General features: G+C 65.4%; 17 protein-coding genes. 3 read left to right on the plus strand and 14 right to left on the minus strand.

The window, feature by feature from the left end:
• A partial coding sequence (locus tag EC86_RS29565; RefSeq protein WP_198026826.1) for a helix-turn-helix domain-containing protein occupies nt 1-439 on the minus strand: 439 nt, incomplete at its 3' end.
• Nucleotides 440-524: 85 nt separating this feature from the next.
• Between EC86_RS29565 and EC86_RS29570 the strand changes: the two genes are divergently transcribed.
• Both EC86_RS29570 and EC86_RS0119545 read left to right on the plus strand, forming a co-directional pair.
• Complete coding sequence (locus EC86_RS29570; RefSeq protein WP_198026827.1) at nt 525-659, plus strand: RcnB family protein; 135 nt, start codon at nt 525-527, stop codon at nt 657-659.
• A 92-nt stretch (nt 660-751) separates the two neighbouring features.
• Nucleotides 752-1879, plus strand: a complete 1128-nt coding sequence (locus EC86_RS0119545; protein WP_029527567.1) for a beta/gamma crystallin-related protein — start codon at nt 752-754, stop codon at nt 1877-1879.
• Nucleotides 1880-2014: 135 nt separating this feature from the next.
• On the opposite strand, the gene EC86_RS0119550 is transcribed toward EC86_RS0119545, so the two are convergent.
• The 8 genes from EC86_RS0119550 to EC86_RS0119590 form a co-directional block, all read right to left on the minus strand.
• On the minus strand, nt 2015-2197 hold the full coding sequence (locus tag EC86_RS0119550) for a DUF3606 domain-containing protein (protein WP_029527568.1): 183 nt from the start codon (nt 2195-2197) through the stop codon (nt 2015-2017).
• A gap of 87 nt (nt 2198-2284) precedes the next feature.
• Nucleotides 2285-2596 carry a hypothetical protein gene (locus EC86_RS27185; protein WP_051676076.1) on the minus strand — a complete coding sequence of 104 codons (312 nt, stop codon included), beginning with the start codon at nt 2594-2596 and terminating at the stop codon, nt 2285-2287.
• A 350-nt stretch (nt 2597-2946) separates the two neighbouring features.
• On the minus strand, nt 2947-4143 hold the full coding sequence (locus EC86_RS0119565; protein WP_029527570.1) for a DSD1 family PLP-dependent enzyme: 1197 nt from the start codon (nt 4141-4143) through the stop codon (nt 2947-2949).
• Nucleotides 4143-4817, minus strand: coding sequence for a histidine phosphatase family protein (locus EC86_RS0119570; RefSeq protein ID WP_029527571.1), 675 nt, complete (start codon nt 4815-4817; stop codon nt 4143-4145). Before EC86_RS0119570 ends, EC86_RS0119565 begins: the two co-directional genes overlap by 1 nt.
• Before the next feature lie 173 nt (nt 4818-4990).
• Nucleotides 4991-5608, minus strand: a complete 618-nt coding sequence (locus EC86_RS0119575) for a DUF4136 domain-containing protein (protein ID WP_029527572.1) — start codon at nt 5606-5608, stop codon at nt 4991-4993.
• A gap of 34 nt (nt 5609-5642) precedes the next feature.
• A complete protein-coding gene (gene ttcA / locus EC86_RS0119580) occupies nt 5643-6587 on the minus strand; it encodes a tRNA 2-thiocytidine(32) synthetase TtcA (protein ID WP_029527573.1) in 945 nt (314 codons plus the stop codon).
• A gap of 5 nt (nt 6588-6592) precedes the next feature.
• Complete coding sequence (locus EC86_RS0119585; protein WP_029527574.1) at nt 6593-6964, minus strand: dihydroneopterin aldolase; 372 nt, start codon at nt 6962-6964, stop codon at nt 6593-6595.
• Nucleotides 6965-7034: 70 nt separating this feature from the next.
• Nucleotides 7035-7802, minus strand: coding sequence for an SDR family oxidoreductase (locus tag EC86_RS0119590; RefSeq protein ID WP_029527575.1), 768 nt, complete (start codon nt 7800-7802; stop codon nt 7035-7037).
• A gap of 73 nt (nt 7803-7875) precedes the next feature.
• Between EC86_RS0119590 and EC86_RS0119595 the strand changes: the two genes are divergently transcribed.
• On the plus strand, nt 7876-9003 hold the full coding sequence (locus EC86_RS0119595; protein ID WP_029527576.1) for a class I SAM-dependent methyltransferase: 1128 nt from the start codon (nt 7876-7878) through the stop codon (nt 9001-9003).
• A 188-nt stretch (nt 9004-9191) separates the two neighbouring features.
• On the opposite strand, the gene mdoH is transcribed toward EC86_RS0119595, so the two are convergent.
• The 5 genes from mdoH to EC86_RS0119630 all read right to left on the minus strand — a co-directional run bounded on the left by mdoH (nt 9192) and on the right by EC86_RS0119630 (nt 16415).
• Nucleotides 9192-11177 carry a glucans biosynthesis glucosyltransferase MdoH gene (mdoH, locus tag EC86_RS0119605; RefSeq protein ID WP_029527577.1) on the minus strand — a complete coding sequence of 662 codons (1986 nt, stop codon included), beginning with the start codon at nt 11175-11177 and terminating at the stop codon, nt 9192-9194.
• Nucleotides 11153-12742 carry a glucan biosynthesis protein G gene (locus EC86_RS0119610; RefSeq protein ID WP_029527578.1) on the minus strand — a complete coding sequence of 530 codons (1590 nt, stop codon included), beginning with the start codon at nt 12740-12742 and terminating at the stop codon, nt 11153-11155. Before EC86_RS0119610 ends, mdoH begins: the two co-directional genes overlap by 25 nt.
• A gap of 202 nt (nt 12743-12944) precedes the next feature.
• On the minus strand, nt 12945-14342 hold the full coding sequence (locus tag EC86_RS0119620; RefSeq protein ID WP_029527579.1) for a sigma 54-interacting transcriptional regulator: 1398 nt from the start codon (nt 14340-14342) through the stop codon (nt 12945-12947).
• Complete coding sequence (locus EC86_RS0119625; RefSeq protein ID WP_029527580.1) at nt 14339-15010, minus strand: hypothetical protein; 672 nt, start codon at nt 15008-15010, stop codon at nt 14339-14341. The genes EC86_RS0119620 and EC86_RS0119625 overlap by 4 nt, the downstream gene beginning before the upstream one ends.
• The gene (locus tag EC86_RS0119630; protein WP_029527581.1) at nt 14994-16415 is read right to left on the minus strand and encodes a sensor histidine kinase; all 1422 of its coding nucleotides are present in this window, start codon (nt 16413-16415) and stop codon (nt 14994-14996) included. Before EC86_RS0119630 ends, EC86_RS0119625 begins: the two co-directional genes overlap by 17 nt.
• Nucleotides 16416-16446 lie beyond the last annotated feature (31 nt).

Raw genomic sequence — 16446 nt, forward strand, 5'->3', positions numbered from 1 at the left:
CTTTTGCAGCTTGAGCAGATACCAGCCCCAGGCGCTTCATCAGGTCATACACACCGTTCAGGCTGTAGGCCACGCCAAACTGCCCGGCCAGCAACTGGCGGATGTCTTCGCCCCGCACCCGACCGCCGCCGCGTTCGCCCTGCAGTTGCTCGACCGCCTGGCGAAACGCTTCCTCCTGTGCTTTGGCAAGGCGCTGCGTGCTCCAGTCATGCGGCATGCCGGCCAGACGGGCCACGCCGCCAGCGAGGAACCATTGCACCCAGCGCATGACCGCGTGGCGGGTCACGCGCAATGCAGCCGCCACTTCGGTATAGCTCTTGCCGTCCTTTAGGTGCGCCAGCGCGATCAGGCGCAGTCGCCGGCGCCCATCCTTTTCCTTGTGGGCCAGTCGGTCGAAATCATAGGGCTGCAGCTGATCAATGATGTGCTGAGATAACATTTTCGTAACCTCCTGCGAGAGCCAATATGTCTCAGACTCCGATCGCTGGCTTTGGTTCTTTGTCTGTCGGGATTGGTATTACTCGGTGGCTCCGCCGGTGCTGCGCCGCCTGCCGCCCGCGCCCTATGGCTACCGGTACGCGCGCATTGGCGGCGACATCGTCCTGGTGCAGCAGCAAAACAAGCTGATCGTTGACATCATCGTGGGCTTGCTCGGCTGAATGGACAAAGCCTGAAAAAAACGGCCATTCGCCGCAGAACCCTCAGCCCCCGGACTGGTGACAGCGCCAGTTCCACCAACAGGAAAACCCGCATGAAATCATTCTTCAAGGCCACCCTGGTCACTCTGGCCATGGTGTCGGCTGGCCAGGCCATGGCGCAGGCCACGTTCTACCAGGACGACAATTACAAGGGGGCCACCTTCACCACAGACCGGCCCGTCGAAAACCTCAGGCAGTCCGGCTTCAATGACAAGGCGGCATCGGTCATCGTTTCCGGCAAGCTGTGGGAAGTCTGCGACCGGCCGCGCTTTGGCGGCCATTGCACCGTGCTGCGCCCGGGCCAGTACCCGTCGCTGGCGGCGCTGGGACTGGCGCAGCGCGTGGCGTCTGTCCGCGTCGTGGACCGCAATGAACGCATCGATGAAAGCCGTTACGCGCCGGTAGCCGCTGCCGTGCCGTCAAACGCCCAGGTGATTTTTTACGCGAACGAAAACTTCCAGGGCCAGTCGTTCACCGCGCAGAGCCAGATTGACGATTTCACCCGCTACGGCTTCAACGACCGGGCTTCTTCTGCCGTGGTACTGGGCGACCAGTGGGAAGTGTGCGAGAACGTGCGGTTCAGCGGCCGTTGTGTCGTGCTGCGGCCGGGCCGCTATGTCTCGCTGGTGTCCATGGGCATGGAGGACCGGGTGTCGTCGATCCGCGGTGTGGCGGCCAATGCGCGGGTCGGCAATGAGCGTTATGCGCCGCTGCCCGCCCCGGTGTATGACAACCGCCGCCGCAGCGAGGAGCGCTTGTACGACGTCGATGTCACGTCGGTGCGCGCCGTGCTGGCCGCTCCCGAAAAGCGCTGCTGGATGGAGCGCGAGCTGGTGACGGTGCAGCCGGGCGGCAACTACAACATTGGCGGCGCCCTTGCCGGCGCCCTGATTGGCGGCGTGCTCGGCCATCAGGTCGGCGGCGGAACCGGCAAGCAGATCGCGACGGTTGGCGGCGCCGTGGCGGGCGCGGCGGTAGGCGCCAACGTGGGCCGCGCCACGTCGGCAGGTCCGCAGGTCGCGGGCCAGGATGTGCAGAAATGCGAGACGGTGCCAAGCCAGGCCAAGACGGAGTTTTGGGACGTGACTTACACCTTCCGGGGCCAGGAGCACACGATCCAGACCACGTCGCAGCCGGGCAGGACCATCACGGTGAACGGCCAGGGCGAGCCCCGCGTCTGAAAGGAAGCGCCGCAGCGATGGCTGCCTTGGGATTGACGTGAAGGAAAAGGCCGGCTGGATTTTCAGCCGGCCTTTTTTTTGTTCGTGCATTCAGGCCGCGCCCGGCATGCTCGGGGAATGCCGTTTCCCCCTGGCTTATTTGCGCGACGCCAGATACTCGCGCACGGCCGTGACGTGTTCGCCGACCTGGGTCACCGCTTGCGCCAGTTCGGGCTCGGTGCAGCCAAGCTCCTGGCTCCAGTAGGCCAGTTCTTCCCGGTCGATGATGTCGATGCGACCGGGGTCCAGTGGTTTGAAAGGGCTTGGGTGGTCGGGCATGTGGGGCTCCTGTGGGTTGGTTGCGCCCTGAAACGATACTGGCGTCGCTGCCGCCAGGCAATACCTTCAGACCCCCCGGCCGCCGGCTCAGCCCCTGTCCGCCCGGCCTGGCCTGGCTTGGGTTCTGCCGTCCATTCCCGCGACTCGACCGGCACTGGAGCCCGACACGCCGACCAGCGCGCCCATGTCCAGGCAGGGCTGGTTGTCGTTGACGTACACCAGCGTCGCACCCTGGCCGAAGCGCTGGGGCACGGTGCGGTGGTATTCATGGCGTGTGTCCACCGGCGCCTCGCTGGACTGGTAAATCAGCTTGCCGCCAGGGTGGTACACGCTGTAGCAGCCCGCATGGGCTGACATGGACAGGCCGCAGGCCGCAAGAATGGCAAAAACGTTTTTCAAGATCAGGCTCCAAATCGTTGAGGTTGAGCATAGGCAGTTTCCCCGCCGTTCACTGTAGGACTTGCGAGCATTTCGCGCTGCCCCGGCAGGCCCGAAATGTCAACGACCTGATGCCGGTTTTACATGCTGGACGCAGGCGTAAATTCGGTATGAAGTCGTTCAAATGGCTGATCGCAGCGCGCTGGCCGTGGCCGGATGCACCGGTGCCCCAGGCCTGCATCCGCAACGCCTCAAGCCAGCCGGCAGCGCGGGCTTGTCTTGGCTGGCAATGAAAAATGGCTTGGTTGCTATTGATTAAATAGCTGCTTGCGCCCGCCGGTATTGCGAAAAAGCCATTTTTGGCTTGAGTTTCAGGTCATCGCACCACGCGCGTCCACCCGGATGATGCGTTCGACGATGCCCTTTTTCAGCCCGCCGATCACGCCGATCATCGCGTCGTGCAGGTTCACCGTCGGGTCGCAATGGCCGGGAATCAGCCACAACTGCTGGCCCAGGTCGGGCAGGCGGGTGTGGCCGCTAGAGGGCCGCAAGATGCCGTGTTCGTCGCCGCCGTTGAAATAGTCCAGTCCGCCCTGGCCATCGAAGTCATGCACCCGGGGCAGGCCGGCGTCGATGGCGTGGCTCTTGTGGCCGGCATCGCACACCGCGTGGCCGGCGTGGCGGCTGATGACTTGCGTTCTGACGAACAGGGCGTGCTCGAAGTAGGGCTGCACCGGGTCGCGCTGGTTTTGCGCATAGTCGGCATCCATGAAGATGAAGGAGCCGGCCTGCAGCTCGCCGTAAACACCGCTGGCGGCCTCCAGCGCGAAGCTGCCGGTTCCGGCGCCGGTCACCAGCGCTGGAAGCATGCCCTGGGCCTTGAGCAACTGGCACGTCGTCTCGACCGACTTCATCGCTTCGGCGCAGGCCATGCGCCGCTCCTGCACGTTGCGCAAGTGCTGGGCCTTGCCGTGGTAAGCCTGCAGTCCGGCAAAGCGCAGCGCCGGATGCCTGCGGATTTCCAGCGCCAGCAGGGCCGCGTCCGGCCCGGGCTGGACGCCGCAGCGGCCCTGGCCGACGTCGATCTCGACGAACACGTCAATCACCGTGGCCGTGCTGGACGCGCCGTTGCGCGCGCCAGTCCGGGCGTCGGTCATGGCCTGCGCCAGCCGGCGCACGCCTTCCACGCTGTCCACGGCGATGGCGATCTTGCCGTTATGCGCGGCGACCGCCTGCGTCAGGGCCGCCACCCGCGCCAGCTTGGCCGGCGCAATCACCTCGTTGCTGATGTACACGTCATACACGCCGCCAGCGACCATGATTTCGGCCTCGGCGGTTTTCTGCACGCACACGCCGACGGCACCGGCCTTGATCTGCATCTTGGCCAGCAGCACGCTTTTGTGCAGCTTGGCATGGGGGCGCCAGCGGACGTGGTGCTTCCGGGCAAATTCGGCCATGCGGCCGAGGTTTCGTTTCATGGCGTCCAGGTCAACCACCAGCGCCGGGGTGTCGATGTCGTGGACGGATTTGCCGATCAGTTCGGACAGGTGCGCAATCAGTTTGCTCATCAGGTGCAAGCGCCCATGTAAACGGGTCCGGCGGCGAACAGGCCGTCGTCCAGAGATTCGTCGTCCAGGTGCTGGGTGTCCGCCCAGCCGACCAGGCTGAAGCCCTGCGGCGTCCAGAGCAGCCGGTTGATGGCCGCGTTGCCCAGCGTCCAGGTGCGTGGCGCCTGGATGTGCAGGCGCGTGGCCGCGCGATAGAGCACATCCATCACGCCGCCATGGCCGACCACCGCGATCAGCTCGCCCGGATGCCTGGCGGCCAGCCGCTCGACGGCCTCGACCACCCGGCGGTTCAGGTCTTGCAGCGACTCGCCGCCAGCGGGAGCGAATTCCGGATCGCGCTTGCGCCAGCGCATCGACTGGTCGGGCAGCAGGGCCTCGATCTCGGCAAAGGTCTTGCCTTCGAAGTCGCCAAAGCCGCGTTCGCGCAGGCCGGTTTCAGCGTTGACCGGCAGCCCGTGCACGCGCCCCAGGTACTCCGCCGTTTCCCAGGCGCGCACCAGGTCGCTGGCATACACCGCCGTGATCGGCTCGTGCTTGAGCGCCCGCGCCATGCGGGCGGCCTGCACGCGGCCGGTGGCGTTCAGGGGAATGTCGAGGCGGCCCTGGATGCGGGTGTCCACGTTCCAGTTGGTTTCACCGTGGCGAATGGCAATGATGCGGGTAGGTTCAATCATGGGATGAAGTCAGGTTGACAGGCAGATGCGAAAGTAAAAGGGCGCAAAACGATAAACGGAGGTGAACCCGCTCCACCCCAGCCAGGGCCGCGGAACCGGCTCCGCCGGGCCGCAGGCGCAGCGGCCCCCTCGGGGGGGGCTGCGAACCACACGAAGTGGGGAGCGTGGGGGCATTACTGTATCTGGATGTCGATGCGGCGCGGCCCTGGCGGCGGTTGCGGAAAGCCCTGCAGCGCCGCGTCCAGCATGGCCGCCAGCACCGCAGGCGTCTCGTTCTGGACGCCATCATTGGTGACGCGGGTTTCAAACACAATCTGGCTGCTGCCCAGGTCGCGCACCAAGAGCGTCAGGTCGCGGTGGAAGTAGGGGCTGGGGGTTGAATAACCCAGCGGAAAAGACATGCCGAAAGCCGCGCCCCGGTTGCCGCCGCCCAGAAAAACGCCGGGCATGCCAAATCCGAAGCCGTCATAGCCGGGGCCATAGGGCAACGCCTCGATCACCTGGGTGCTGACCCGCACCTGCACGCTGAAGCGCGCCGCCGCCGGGTTCAGCTCCATGCCGACCCTGGCCAGCGCACTGCGCGCCGCTTCCTCGACACGGTCCTGGTAGGCGGCGGTCACCTGCTGCGACGGCAGGCGCTCGAAACGGTAGGGCGTGCCGGGTCCGGGCGGCGCCGCATTCCAGCCATGGAAGGCGGTGACCTTGTTTTCAACCACCTGCAGTCCGGAACAGCCGGCCATGAAGAATCCCAGCAATGCGACTGAAAAAATAGCGGCAAGCACGCGTTTCATAAGGCCTCCTGTGGGGATGGATGCAAAAAACGGTTCAGTTTGGCGTTCGCGGGCGGATGCCGATCACGGCATGGCCCGGGGGTGCCGCCTGCGTGAATTCCTCGGCATCGAAGGCCTTGTCGCCTTCGGGGTCGGCCACGCCGGTGGTCTTGATGCCCTTGAAGTCGTGGCGCTTGCTGTCCATCAGGTGCGAGGGCACGATGTTCTGCAGCGCCGCGAACATGTTCTCGATGCGGCCTGGATACTGTTTTTGCCAGTCGCGCAGCATGTTGCCGACCTGCTTGCGCTGCAGGTTTTCCTGGCTGCCGCACAGTGTGCACGGAATGATCGGGAAGTTTTGCACTTCGGCCCAGCGCGTCAGGTCTTTTTCGGTCACATAGGCCATCGGCCGGATCACGATGTTCTTGCCGTCGTCGCTGACCAGCTTGGGCGGCATTCCCTTGAGCTTGGCGGCAAAGAACATGTTCAGGAAGAAGGTCTGGAGCATGTCGTCGCGGTGGTGGCCCAGCGCGACCTTGGTGCAGCCCAGCTCGCCCGCCACGCGGTACAGGATGCCGCGCCGCAGCCGCGAGCACAGCGAACACAGCGTCTTGCCCTCGGGAATCACGCGCGTCACGATGCTGTAGGTGTCCTGGTTTTCAATGTGGTATGGAACGCCCAGCCTGGCCAGGTACTCGGGCAGCACATGCTCCGGGAACCCGGGCTGCTTCTGGTCGAGGTTGACGGCGACCAGTTTGAAGTTGATCGGTGCGCGCTTTTGCAGCTTGAGCAGGATGTCCAGCATGGCGTAGCTGTCTTTCCCGCCCGAGACGCAGACCATCACCTTGTCGCCTTCCTCGATCATGTTGAAGTCCACGATGGCGCGGCCGACCTCGCGGCACAGGCGCTTTTCCAGCTTGTGGTCCTCGCGCTCGATCTTCATCGAGTTCTGCACGCGGGCCGAGGTTTCGAGTTGTTCGTCTATCCAGAGTGCGCTCATGTCGGTTACCACTGTCCTGTCTCGACGCGAATGGCTACTTCGCAGTCGTCAAAAATTTCAAGTTTGGCAATTTTCACCCGCACGCCCAGCACGCCGGGCAGTTGCATCAGCCGGTGCGCGAGCTTGCCGATCAGGCTTTCCAGCAGGTTGGCATGCTCGGCGGTGCATTCGGTGATGATGATCTGGCGCACCTTGCGGTAGTCGAGCACATGGGTGATGTCGTCGTCGTGGGGCAGCAGCGGCTGCGTGCCCAGGTTGAGTTCGGCATCGACCTGGATCGGCTGCGGCGCGGTTTTTTCGTGGGCCAGGATGCCCAGGTTGGCGTCAAAGCGCAAGCCGGTGAGGTGCAGGATCTGGGTGCCCCGGGTGGTGAACATGTTGACAGTCTGTAATAAGTAAGGAAAGAGGTCTGTCAGCCATTGCCGACGCTTGGAAAAGTGGCAAGGCTTACATCAGCGAAAAATCGCGTTCGAAGCGCATCAGGTGCTGGCCGCCATCGACCAGCAGCGTGGTGCCGGTGATCGACGAATTCTCCAGCGCGAACTTCACCGCGCTCGCCACGTCGGCCGGCGTGGACGAGCGGCCCAGCGGCGAGAGCTTGTGGCGCGCGGCGAACGCATCGCCCGTCAGCAGGTGGCTGGTCAGCGTCAGGCCGGGCGCGACGCCGACCACCCGCACCTGCGGCGCCAGCGCCATCGCCAGCATCGTGCCGGCCGCTTCCAGTGCCGCCTTGGACAGCGTGTAGCTGAAAAAATCCGGGTTCTGGTTCCACAGCTTCTGGTCGAGCAGGTTGACGACCGCGCCCGTGGTGCCCTGCGCAACGGCATGCGCATGCAGCGCCTGTGCCAACAAAATGGGCGCGCCAGTGTTGCTGCGCAGGTGCTTGTCCAGCGCGGCAAAGCCAAAGGTCTCGGCGCTGTCGTGCTCAAAGGTCGAGGCGCTGTTGACCACCGCATCGACCCGGCCAAAATGCGCAATGACGCGGGGCAGCAGGCCGCGCACGGCGGTTTCACTCGACAGATCAGCATCAAAAGCGGCTGATCCGCACGCCAGGCGGGCGCAGTCAGCTACGGTTTTAAGAGCATCTGCTTCAGAACTGCGGTAATGCACGGCGACCTGCCAGCCGCCGGCTGCCAGCGCCAGCGCGATTTCGCGGCCCAGCCGCAAGGCAGCGCCGGTCACAAGGACAACGGGTCGGGACAAGGTAGGTGTCATCGGGTGGAGCAGCAGGTCAGGGAGGCGGCGGGATGGCCAGAGGAATCGCAGACAATCATGTTAGGTGACAAACATGACGAATTCCTCTATTTTAACGACCACCCTGCAGGCCTTGATCGCCAAGGCGATAGGCGAGGCTGGCGGTTGGCTGGGTTTTGATGCCTTCATGGCGCTGGCGCTCTACCAGCCGGGCCTGGGTTACTACGCCAACGACTCGCTGAAATTCGGACGGATGCCTTCAGGGACCCATGCGATCGATGGCGTGCAGGGCGGCGGCAGTGATTTCGTGACCGCGCCCGAGCTGTCGCCGCATTTCGGCCGGACACTGGCGCGGCAGGTGGCGCAGGCGCTGCAGGCCTCTGGCACGGACGAAGTATGGGAGTTTGGCGCTGGCTCCGGTGCGCTGGCGCAGCAGGTGCTCGACGCGCTGGGCAGCCAGATCGCGCGCTACACGATTGTCGATCTCTCTAGCGCCTTGCGCGAACGCCAGCGCGAACGGCTGGCCGCGCACGCCGGCAAGGTCGCCTGGGCCAGCGAACTGCCGGCGCAGATGCGCGGCGTGGTGCTGGGCAATGAAGTGCTCGATGCGATGCCGGTGAAATTGCTGGCGCGCCTGGGCGGCGTGTGGCACGAGCGTGGCGTGGCGCTGCATGAAGGGCGTTTCACCTACGCCGACTGCCCGACCGACCTGCGACCGCCGCTGGAAGTCGCCGGAAACCACGACTATGTCACCGAAATCCACGCACAGGCCGAAGGCTTCATTCGCACGCTGGCCGACCGGCTGCAGGCCGGCGCGGTGTTTTTGCTCGACTACGGCTTTCCCGAGCACGAGTATTACCATCCGCAGCGCAGCATGGGCACGGTGATGTGCCACCGCGCCCATCGTTCCGATGGCGACGCGCTGGCCGATGTCGGCGAAAAGGACATCACCGCCCATGTCAACTTCACCGGCATCGCGCTGGCCGGGCAGGAAGCGGGGCTGGAGGTGCTGGGCTACACCAGCCAGGGGCGGTTTTTGCTGAACTGCGGGTTGCTGGACGGGCTGGAAAACGCTTCCCTGGCCGAGCGCGCGATGGCGCAAAAGCTGGTCAACGAGCATGAAATGGGCGAGCTGTTCAAGGTGATCGCGTTTGCCGCCAAAGGAAGCCTGGCGTGGGAGCCGCTGGGCTTTTCGGCGGGCGACCGCACGCATACCTTGTAGCCTGCAGGAACCTTATCGAAATCAGTGCGAATGACCATGGCGTATTCGAATGCGTTATTTTTGACCCCATAAGGTCGGCAAGCGCCTGCGCGGCTCGGGCCATGGCGCTCAAGCGCCCCTGCTGCAACAGTGAGCGCCTGGGCGTGCCAGGCCAGCAGACTGAAAATCTGCTGATGCGCGCCTGAAGCTCAGGCCGCTTTCAGTCGCGGCTTGGAAAACTGGCTGGCATGCAGCCAGGCGCGGCGCAGCACGGCGGGCGAACGGGTCTCTTCGGGAATCAAGAGGTAGTTCTGCGCCCGCATGGCCGTGCCCACGCCGACCTTGCTGGTCAGCACCGTCATCGGGATCGACAGCAGCAGCGGCAGGCCGACCGGCACCAGCCAGATCAGCGCGCTGGCATCGATCATCGCAATGCCGGCAGCCAGCACCAGGACCACGCTGCTCATGGGCGCCAGTTGCGCCAGCGCATGACGCCACGGCACGGCGGCGGCCTCGCGCGGAGGCGATTTCCATTCCAGCTTCAGGCCGGTCAGCGCAATGACGACGAACAGCGAGTGCGCCAGCATGCGGATGGGCGCCTGCAGCAGCGCGATCAGCGTTTCCAGCAGCGCGCTGCGCAGCAGGCTGGCGGTGCCGCCATAGGCCTGCTGCTGGCCCTTGAACAGCACGGCAGCAATGCCCAGGATGCGCGGCAGGAACAGCATGGACAGCGTCCACGCCCAGAGCGACAGCAACTCGCCGGGCAACACATCCCAGTCGCTGACCATCGGCGAGCCCGACAGCCATAGCGCCGTGCCCATGGTCATGAAGCACAGCCACAGCGGCGCCGACAGGTAGGCCATGGCGCCGGTGGCGAACATCGAGCGGTGCACCGGATGCATGCCGGGCTCGGCGATCAGGCGCGAGTTCTGCAGGTTGCCCTGGCACCAGCGGCGGTCGCGCTGCAGCTCGGCCAGCAAATCGGGCGGCTGCTGCTCGTAGCTGCCGATCAGGTCGGCCACCAGCCAGACGTGGTAGCCGGCGCGGCGCATCAGGGCGGCTTCGACGAAGTCGTGCGACATGATGCTGCCGGCCATGCCGCCCGTTCCCTTGATGTGCGCCAGCGCGCAATGCTGCATGAAGGGCTCGATGCGGATGATCGCGTTGTGGCCCCAGTAGTGCGACTCGCCCATCTGCCAGAACTGCATGCCCAGCGTGAACAGGCGGCCGGTCACGCGCGAGCCGAATTGCTGCGCGCGCGCATGCAGCGTCACATGGCCGATGGCCTGCGTGGCGGTCTGGATGATGCCGGCGGTCGGGTTGGCTTCCATCAGCTTGACCATTGACACCAGGCAGTCGCCGCTCATCACGCTGTCGGCGTCCAGCACCACCATGTAGCGGTAGTCCTTGCCCCAGCGGCGGCAGAAGTCTGCGACGTTGCCGGCCTTGCGGTCGGTGCGGCGCTTGCGCAGGCGATAGTAGACCTCGATCTGCGGCTGGTGGGGCTGGCTGGCGAGCTGGCCGCGCAGGTCTTCCCAGGCGGCGCGTTCGGCCTTGATGATCGCCGGGTCGTTGCTGTCGGACAGCACGAACACGTCAAAATTTTGCACATGGGCCGTCACCGCGACCGATTCGCAGGTGGCCCTCAAGCCGGCAAACACGGTGCTCACGTCCTCGTTGCAGATCGGCATGATGATGGCGGTGCGCGTGGTCTTGCTAAGTATGTGGTGCTGGACCTTTTTGCTTGAGAGCGTGTGGGCGTCGCCGAACAGCGTGACGTAAAAACCCATCATCGCCGTCATGAAGCCGGTGACCACCCACGCCGACAGCAGCGCAAACAGGCCCAGCTGGCCGTATTGCAGGAAGGCGTTGTCATAGACCGGCTGCATGTCGGCAAACAGCGCTGTCGCCACCACCGTGCTGATCAGCGTCAGCAGCATGAACACCGTGCGGCGGCGCTTGGCAGCATGCTGCCACGGCTCCATCGCCCCGGCCGATGCCGCTTGTTTGAGCGTCTCCCGTCCGGTGAGCTTGAGGACCGGCAGCAGCGCCGCCGTGCCCAGGCTGTTCCAGAAACCGCGCCATGGACGCGGCGCCATCGAACCCCGATGCACCGGCGGCGCCGTGACCGCATTGGGATGACGCTCTTCACGCAGCAGGCTGCGCCGATTCAGTTTGTGATCAGGTTGGTCCATGTTTCGCTCAGGGTTTGGTTGTTGTGTTGGAGAAAGGCGCGCAGTTCAATCGGCTGGGCCGGCTCGGCAGTTTTCAGGCGCTCGACCCGCAGCGTCATGCGCCAGGCGCCGGTGGCCGGGTTGCGGTAGGCCAGGCTTTCGACCACGCGGGCATTGCTGCCTGCGGTCGTGATGGCCTCGACCTTGGCGCCTTCGGGCAGCGCGTCTAGGGCGGGACCGGCGAAATCAACGACAAACTGGATCTGCTGGCCCAGCGCGTCGGCGCCGAGCTTGCTGTAGCCGATGCCGCGCCGCGACTGCGTCACCCAGCCGTTGGGCGGCAGTTGCTGGTTCTTGCCCTGCCAGGCGATCTGGTAGGCCAGGTCGAGCGGCTGGCCGGGTGCCGGCATTTTTTCGGGCACCCAGTAGGCGGCCACGTTGTCGTGGGTTTCGTCAGGGGTGGCAAATTGCAGCAGCTCGACCCGGCCGGCGCCAAAGTCGCTCAAAGGCGTGACCCAGGCGCTGGGGCGCTGTTCGTAGCGCGCCTCGGTGTCTTCGTAGCTGCGAAACGCCCGGTCGCGCTGCATCAGGCCAAAGCCCTTGAGTTTTTGCATGCTGAACGAGGTGACCAGCGGCGACGCCGGGTTTTGCAGCGGGCGCCAGAGCCATTCGCCGCCACCCTTGCCGTCATCGGTGGCGATCATCAGGCCGTCCGAGTCGTGCACTTCCGGCCGGAAGTCGCCGGGGCGCGGCTGGTTCTCGCCAAAGAAGAACATGCTGGTCAGCGGCGCGATGCCCAATGTGGTCACCGGCTTGTCGGTGGGCCGCATGAACAGGCGGGCGCGCACTTCGGTCACCGTCTGCTCGCCGGGCTTGACATCGAAGCGGTAGGCACCGGTCATGCGCTCCGAATCCATCAGGGCATAAATCGTCAGCGGCGCACCTTCGGTGGCGGGCTTTTCCAGCCAGTAGTCGGTGAAGCGCGGAAATTCTTCCTGGCCGGGGCCGGCCGTGTCCACCGCCAGGCCGCGCGCCGACAGGCCATACAGCTGCCCGGAACCCAGCGCCCGGAAGTAGCTGGCGCCGGAGAAAACGACCAGTTCGTCTTTATAGGTTGGCGAGTTCAGGTTGCTGAAAAAGCGCACGCCGCCATAGCCCAGGTCGCCCCAGCTTTTTGGCGACAGCTTGTTCTTGCCAAAGTTGAACCGCGCCGGGTCGTAAGGAATGCGCTTGGCGCCTGCAGGCGTGATTTCATGGACGCGAACCGAGTCGCCATGCCGGCCGACATGGAAAAAGTTGGCTTCATAAGCCAGCTTGTCGGCGCGCCACAGCGTGCTTTCCGGCTTGAAGCGGATGTCGCGGTAGTCGTCGTATTCCATCTTGGCCAGCTCGGCTGGCACGGCCTGCGAGGCTTGCTTGAACGGGGTCTTGGCACGCTGGCTGGCGAGTTTGGCGACATCTTCGAGATTCCATGCCAGTGCCGGGCTGCTGCCCAGGGCCAGCACGGCGGCGCAGGCCACGGCTGAAAAAGAGATCCGCCAGCTTGGCGCGCCGGCAGGTTTGAAACGATGAAAAAAGGCTTGCATGGAATCACTAGGGCAAACCCTGTGCCAGCTTCTAAAAGCCTTTTTAAATCAACAACTTGGATGCGCAAGATGATTTTTTGCAGCGAAAAGCCGGGCAAAAAGCCCGAAAAACCCGGTTTTTGTCGCCAGCCAGCGACAACATTCCGGGCTTGATCCGAAAGTTGTTTTAAATCAAGGGCTTAGCCTGTCGCCAGAAAGCGACTCACTCCGGGGACGGCTGCGAGCTGTCGGCCTTGAAGTGGCCGGGCGTGAGGCCGTGCTTTTGCATCAGCCGGTAAAACTCGGTGCGATTGCGGTCGGCCAGCCGGGCGGCGTCGGCGACGTTGCCATCGGTCAGCTTGAGCAGGCCGACCAGGTAGTCGCGCTCGAAACGCTGCCTGGCCTCGGCGAAGGTCAGCACCTGGATGCTTGGCGAGCGCAGCGCGCGCTGGACCAGCGCCAGCGGCACCAAGGGCGTGCTCGACAGGGCGCAGACCTGCTCGACCACGTTGTAGAGCTGGCGCACATTGCCCGGCCAGGCGGCGGTGCCCAAGGCCTTGAGCGCTTCGGGCGCAAAGCCGCTCAGGCGCTTGTGGTACTTGGCCGCCAGCGTCACCAGGAAGTGGTTGGCCAGCAGCGGTATGTCCTCGCGACGCTCGGACAGCGGCGGCAGGCTCAGCGTCACGACATTGAGCCGGTAGTACAGGTCGGCGCGGAAATCGCCGGCCTCCATGGCGGCATCGAGGTCGCGGTGCGTGGCCGAGATGATGCGCACGTCCACCGGAATCGACTGACTGGCGCCCACCGGCCGCACCTCGCGCTCCTGCAGCACGCGCAGCAGCTTGACCTGCAGCGCCGGCGGCATGTCGCCGATCTCGTCCAGCAGCAGCGTGCCGCCGTCGGCCGCCTGGAAAAGCCCCTTGTGGTTGTTGACCGCGTCGGTGAAGGCGCCCTTGACGTGGCCGAACAGTTCGGATTCGAGCAATGCCTCCGGAATGGCGCCGCAGTTGACCGCGATGAAGGGCCTGGCGGCGCGCCGGCTGGCTTGGTGGATCGCCTGGGCCAGCAGCTCCTTGCCGGTGCCGCTTTCGCCGCGCAGCAGCACGCTGGCATCGGTGGCGGCCACCATGTGGGCTTCGGCCAGCACCTCGGCCATGCGGCTGGAGCGGCTGATGATGCGAGTTTGCCAGGCGTCAAAGCTGCCGTGGCGGGCCGGATGTGCCGGCGCGCTCAGCGACAGCGCTTCGGCAATCTTGTCGAGCAGGCCCTTGCCGTCGAAGGGTTTGGTCAGGTAGGTGAAGACGCCGCGCTCGGTCGCCTCGACCGCGTCGGGAATGGTGCCGTGCGCGGTCAGCAAAATCACCGGCAGGGAAGGGTGCAGGGTGCGGATGTCGTCGAACAGCGCCAGCCCGTCCTTGCCGGGCAGACGCACGTCGCTGAGCACCAGCTGGGGCCGCTTGAGCTGCAGTTCGGTCAGCGCCGCCTCGGCCGAGGTGACGGCGGTGACGCGGTAGCCCGCCGCCGTGAGCCGCATGGTCAGCAGCCGCAGCATGTCGGCGTCGTCGTCAACCACCAGCAGGTGGGCTGCCGTTGGCGAGAGGGCAACAGGCGCCGGGCTCATGGCGCGGGTGCGGGCGTGCGGCCACGGCTGGCGGGTGCCGACGCAGCTGGCACGGCGGCGCGGCTGGTCAGGCTGCGTTCAATCGCCTTGAGCGCTTCCAGCCTTTCATTGGTCTGGTCGAGCCGGCGCTGGACCTCGCGGGTTTGCTGGTTCTGTTTTTCCAGCAGGTCTTCGATGCGGCGCTGTTCGCCATAGCGGGTGGCCAGCAGGCGGGCCAGCGGATGCAGCGCCTGGGCTTCGGCGTCGGGATTGGCCAGCAGGCGCGTGAGCACCTCCTGCGCCCGTATCAACTCCGGCGTCTGGCGCAGCTGGCCGAGCACGATGGCCAGCTGCAGCTGGCTGGCGGGGATGTAGGGATTGCCCAGACGCGCGACTTCCTGGTTCAGTTCTGCGTTGGACATCGAACGGACACGGTCTGCATAGGCCAGCACGCGGACCAGCGCGTCGCGCTCGGGCGCTGGCGCCGTGCCCGGCGCGGACGGCGCTGCTGCGTTGCCGTTGGCGGCGGCGCTGCTGGCGGGCGCCGCCGGGGCCGGCGCTGCGGGCTGGACGCCTTGGGGCGGCGGAACCAGCGAGCAGGCCGCCAGCAGGGCCGCCGCCAGCGTGGCGCCTGGCAGGCGCCAGCCGGTCCGGCCGAAGCACGAAAAAATCTCAGCTCTTGTAAACATGGGGAAACTCGATTCTGAAATGGGAGCCCGCTTCCTGCGGCAGCAACTCGATGCGTCCGCCGTGCGCGGCAATGTATTCCTGCACGATCGACAGCCCGATCCCGCTGCCGCGAACGCCCCAATCCGGCTGGCGCTCGCCCCGGTAAAAGGGCTCGAAAATGCGTTCCCGGTCCGCTGGCGCGACACCGGCCCCCTGGTCCTCGATGTCGATATGCACCAGGCCAGGCTGCTGGCTCAGTGAAAGCTCAATCGTACCTTTGAGCGGCGAGTAGCGGATGGCGTTGGACAGCAGGTTGGCGAGCGCGGTACCGATTTTTTCCGGGTCCACCTCCATTTTGAGCGGCTCTCCCTTGACGTTGACCGTCAGTTCCCGGGCGCGCCATTGCAGGCGCTGCGCATCGACCTGGTCTTCGATCAGCTGGAGCAGGTCAACCGTTTGCCGGCGCAGCTGGCGCGCCTCGAACGCCGCCGTGTTGAAGCGCAGCAGGTCTTCGATCTGGCTTTGCAGCACGCCGGTGTTGTGCTTGAGGATTTGCGCGATTTCGCGCTGGTCGTGGCTCAGCGGGCCGGCCACGCCGTCTTCGAGCAGCGACACGCCTTCGCGCAGCGACGCCAGCGGCGTCTTGAGTTCATGCGAGATGTGGCGCAGGAAGCGCGACTTGTCGGCGTCCAGCTCGCTAAGGCGCAGCCGCAGCCAGTTCAGCCGCTCGCCGACCAGCGCCAGGTCGGCGGGGCCGTTGATGGCGATCACCTCGTCGAGCCGGTTCTCGCCCAGGCCGACGATGGCGTTTTCCAGCCGCTTGAGCGGCCGCGTGAACCACACGCCGAAGGCCAGCGCCATGAAGACCGCCAGCACGATGGCCCAGGTCACCTGCTGCGCCAGGTGCTGGCGGCTGGTCTCCAGCCGGTCCTGCAGCGACCGGTTGCGCTGCTGGATGGCTTGCTGCACCTGAAGGGCGATGGCGGTGTTGATGCTTTCCAGTTCGCGAAATTCCTGCGCCAGCTGGTGTTCGCGGTCCAGCGCCGTGTCCAGCGGGCCGGTGAGCAGGTCGAGCATGGTGTCCAGGTGCGCGCGCCACGGCTTTTCTTTGGCAGCGGGAATTTCTTCCTGCGCCAGCCGCGCGAGGATGGCGGAGGCATCGCGGGCTTCGTCGCGAAAGCGCTGGCGCAGAATGCGGTCATCGAGCACCACCGACTGGCGCGAGGAGCGTTCCATCGACACGCTGCGCTCGCGCAGCGACTGCGCCGCGCCGCTCAGGTCGAGTGCCCTGGCGGCGTTGTCGCGGCTTTGCAGCGTCAGGTCTTCCAGCGCGAACAGCGCGCGCACCGAAGCCGTGCCCAGCAGGGCGGCAATCAGCAGGAAGGCAATCACCAGCAGGGGCCGGAATGAAAACCGCTGCAGCATGGGCTTGGCGGGCGGGTGCTGGAAGGCGCGC

This window comes from Polaromonas glacialis (genome assembly GCF_000709345.1).
Classification (GTDB): Bacteria; Pseudomonadota; Gammaproteobacteria; order Burkholderiales; family Burkholderiaceae_C; genus Polaromonas; species Polaromonas glacialis.

What these genes read in the sequence shown, in the direction of transcription:
- EC86_RS0119545 (WP_029527567.1), top strand. Translation starts at nt 752, where the DNA reads ATGAAATCATTCTTCAAGGCCACCCTGGTCACTCTGGCCATGGTGTCG.
- ttcA (WP_029527573.1), bottom strand. Translation starts at nt 6,587, where the DNA reads ATGAGCGCACTCTGGATAGACGAACAACTCGAAACCTCGGCCCGCGTG.
- EC86_RS0119570 (WP_029527571.1), bottom strand. Translation starts at nt 4,817, where the DNA reads ATGATTGAACCTACCCGCATCATTGCCATTCGCCACGGTGAAACCAAC.
- EC86_RS0119620 (WP_029527579.1), bottom strand. Translation starts at nt 14,342, where the DNA reads ATGAGCCCGGCGCCTGTTGCCCTCTCGCCAACGGCAGCCCACCTGCTG.
- EC86_RS0119585 (WP_029527574.1), bottom strand. Translation starts at nt 6,964, where the DNA reads ATGTTCACCACCCGGGGCACCCAGATCCTGCACCTCACCGGCTTGCGC.
- EC86_RS0119630 (WP_029527581.1), bottom strand. Translation starts at nt 16,415, where the DNA reads ATGCTGCAGCGGTTTTCATTCCGGCCCCTGCTGGTGATTGCCTTCCTG.
- EC86_RS0119590 (WP_029527575.1), bottom strand. Translation starts at nt 7,802, where the DNA reads ATGACACCTACCTTGTCCCGACCCGTTGTCCTTGTGACCGGCGCTGCC.
- mdoH (WP_029527577.1), bottom strand. Translation starts at nt 11,177, where the DNA reads ATGGACCAACCTGATCACAAACTGAATCGGCGCAGCCTGCTGCGTGAA.
- EC86_RS0119610 (WP_029527578.1), bottom strand. Translation starts at nt 12,742, where the DNA reads ATGCAAGCCTTTTTTCATCGTTTCAAACCTGCCGGCGCGCCAAGCTGG.
- EC86_RS0119565 (WP_029527570.1), bottom strand. Translation starts at nt 4,143, where the DNA reads ATGAGCAAACTGATTGCGCACCTGTCCGAACTGATCGGCAAATCCGTC.
- EC86_RS0119625 (WP_029527580.1), bottom strand. Translation starts at nt 15,010, where the DNA reads ATGTTTACAAGAGCTGAGATTTTTTCGTGCTTCGGCCGGACCGGCTGG.
- EC86_RS0119550 (WP_029527568.1), bottom strand. Translation starts at nt 2,197, where the DNA reads ATGCCCGACCACCCAAGCCCTTTCAAACCACTGGACCCCGGTCGCATC.
- EC86_RS0119575 (WP_029527572.1), bottom strand. Translation starts at nt 5,608, where the DNA reads ATGAAACGCGTGCTTGCCGCTATTTTTTCAGTCGCATTGCTGGGATTC.
- EC86_RS0119595 (WP_029527576.1), top strand. Translation starts at nt 7,876, where the DNA reads ATGACGAATTCCTCTATTTTAACGACCACCCTGCAGGCCTTGATCGCC.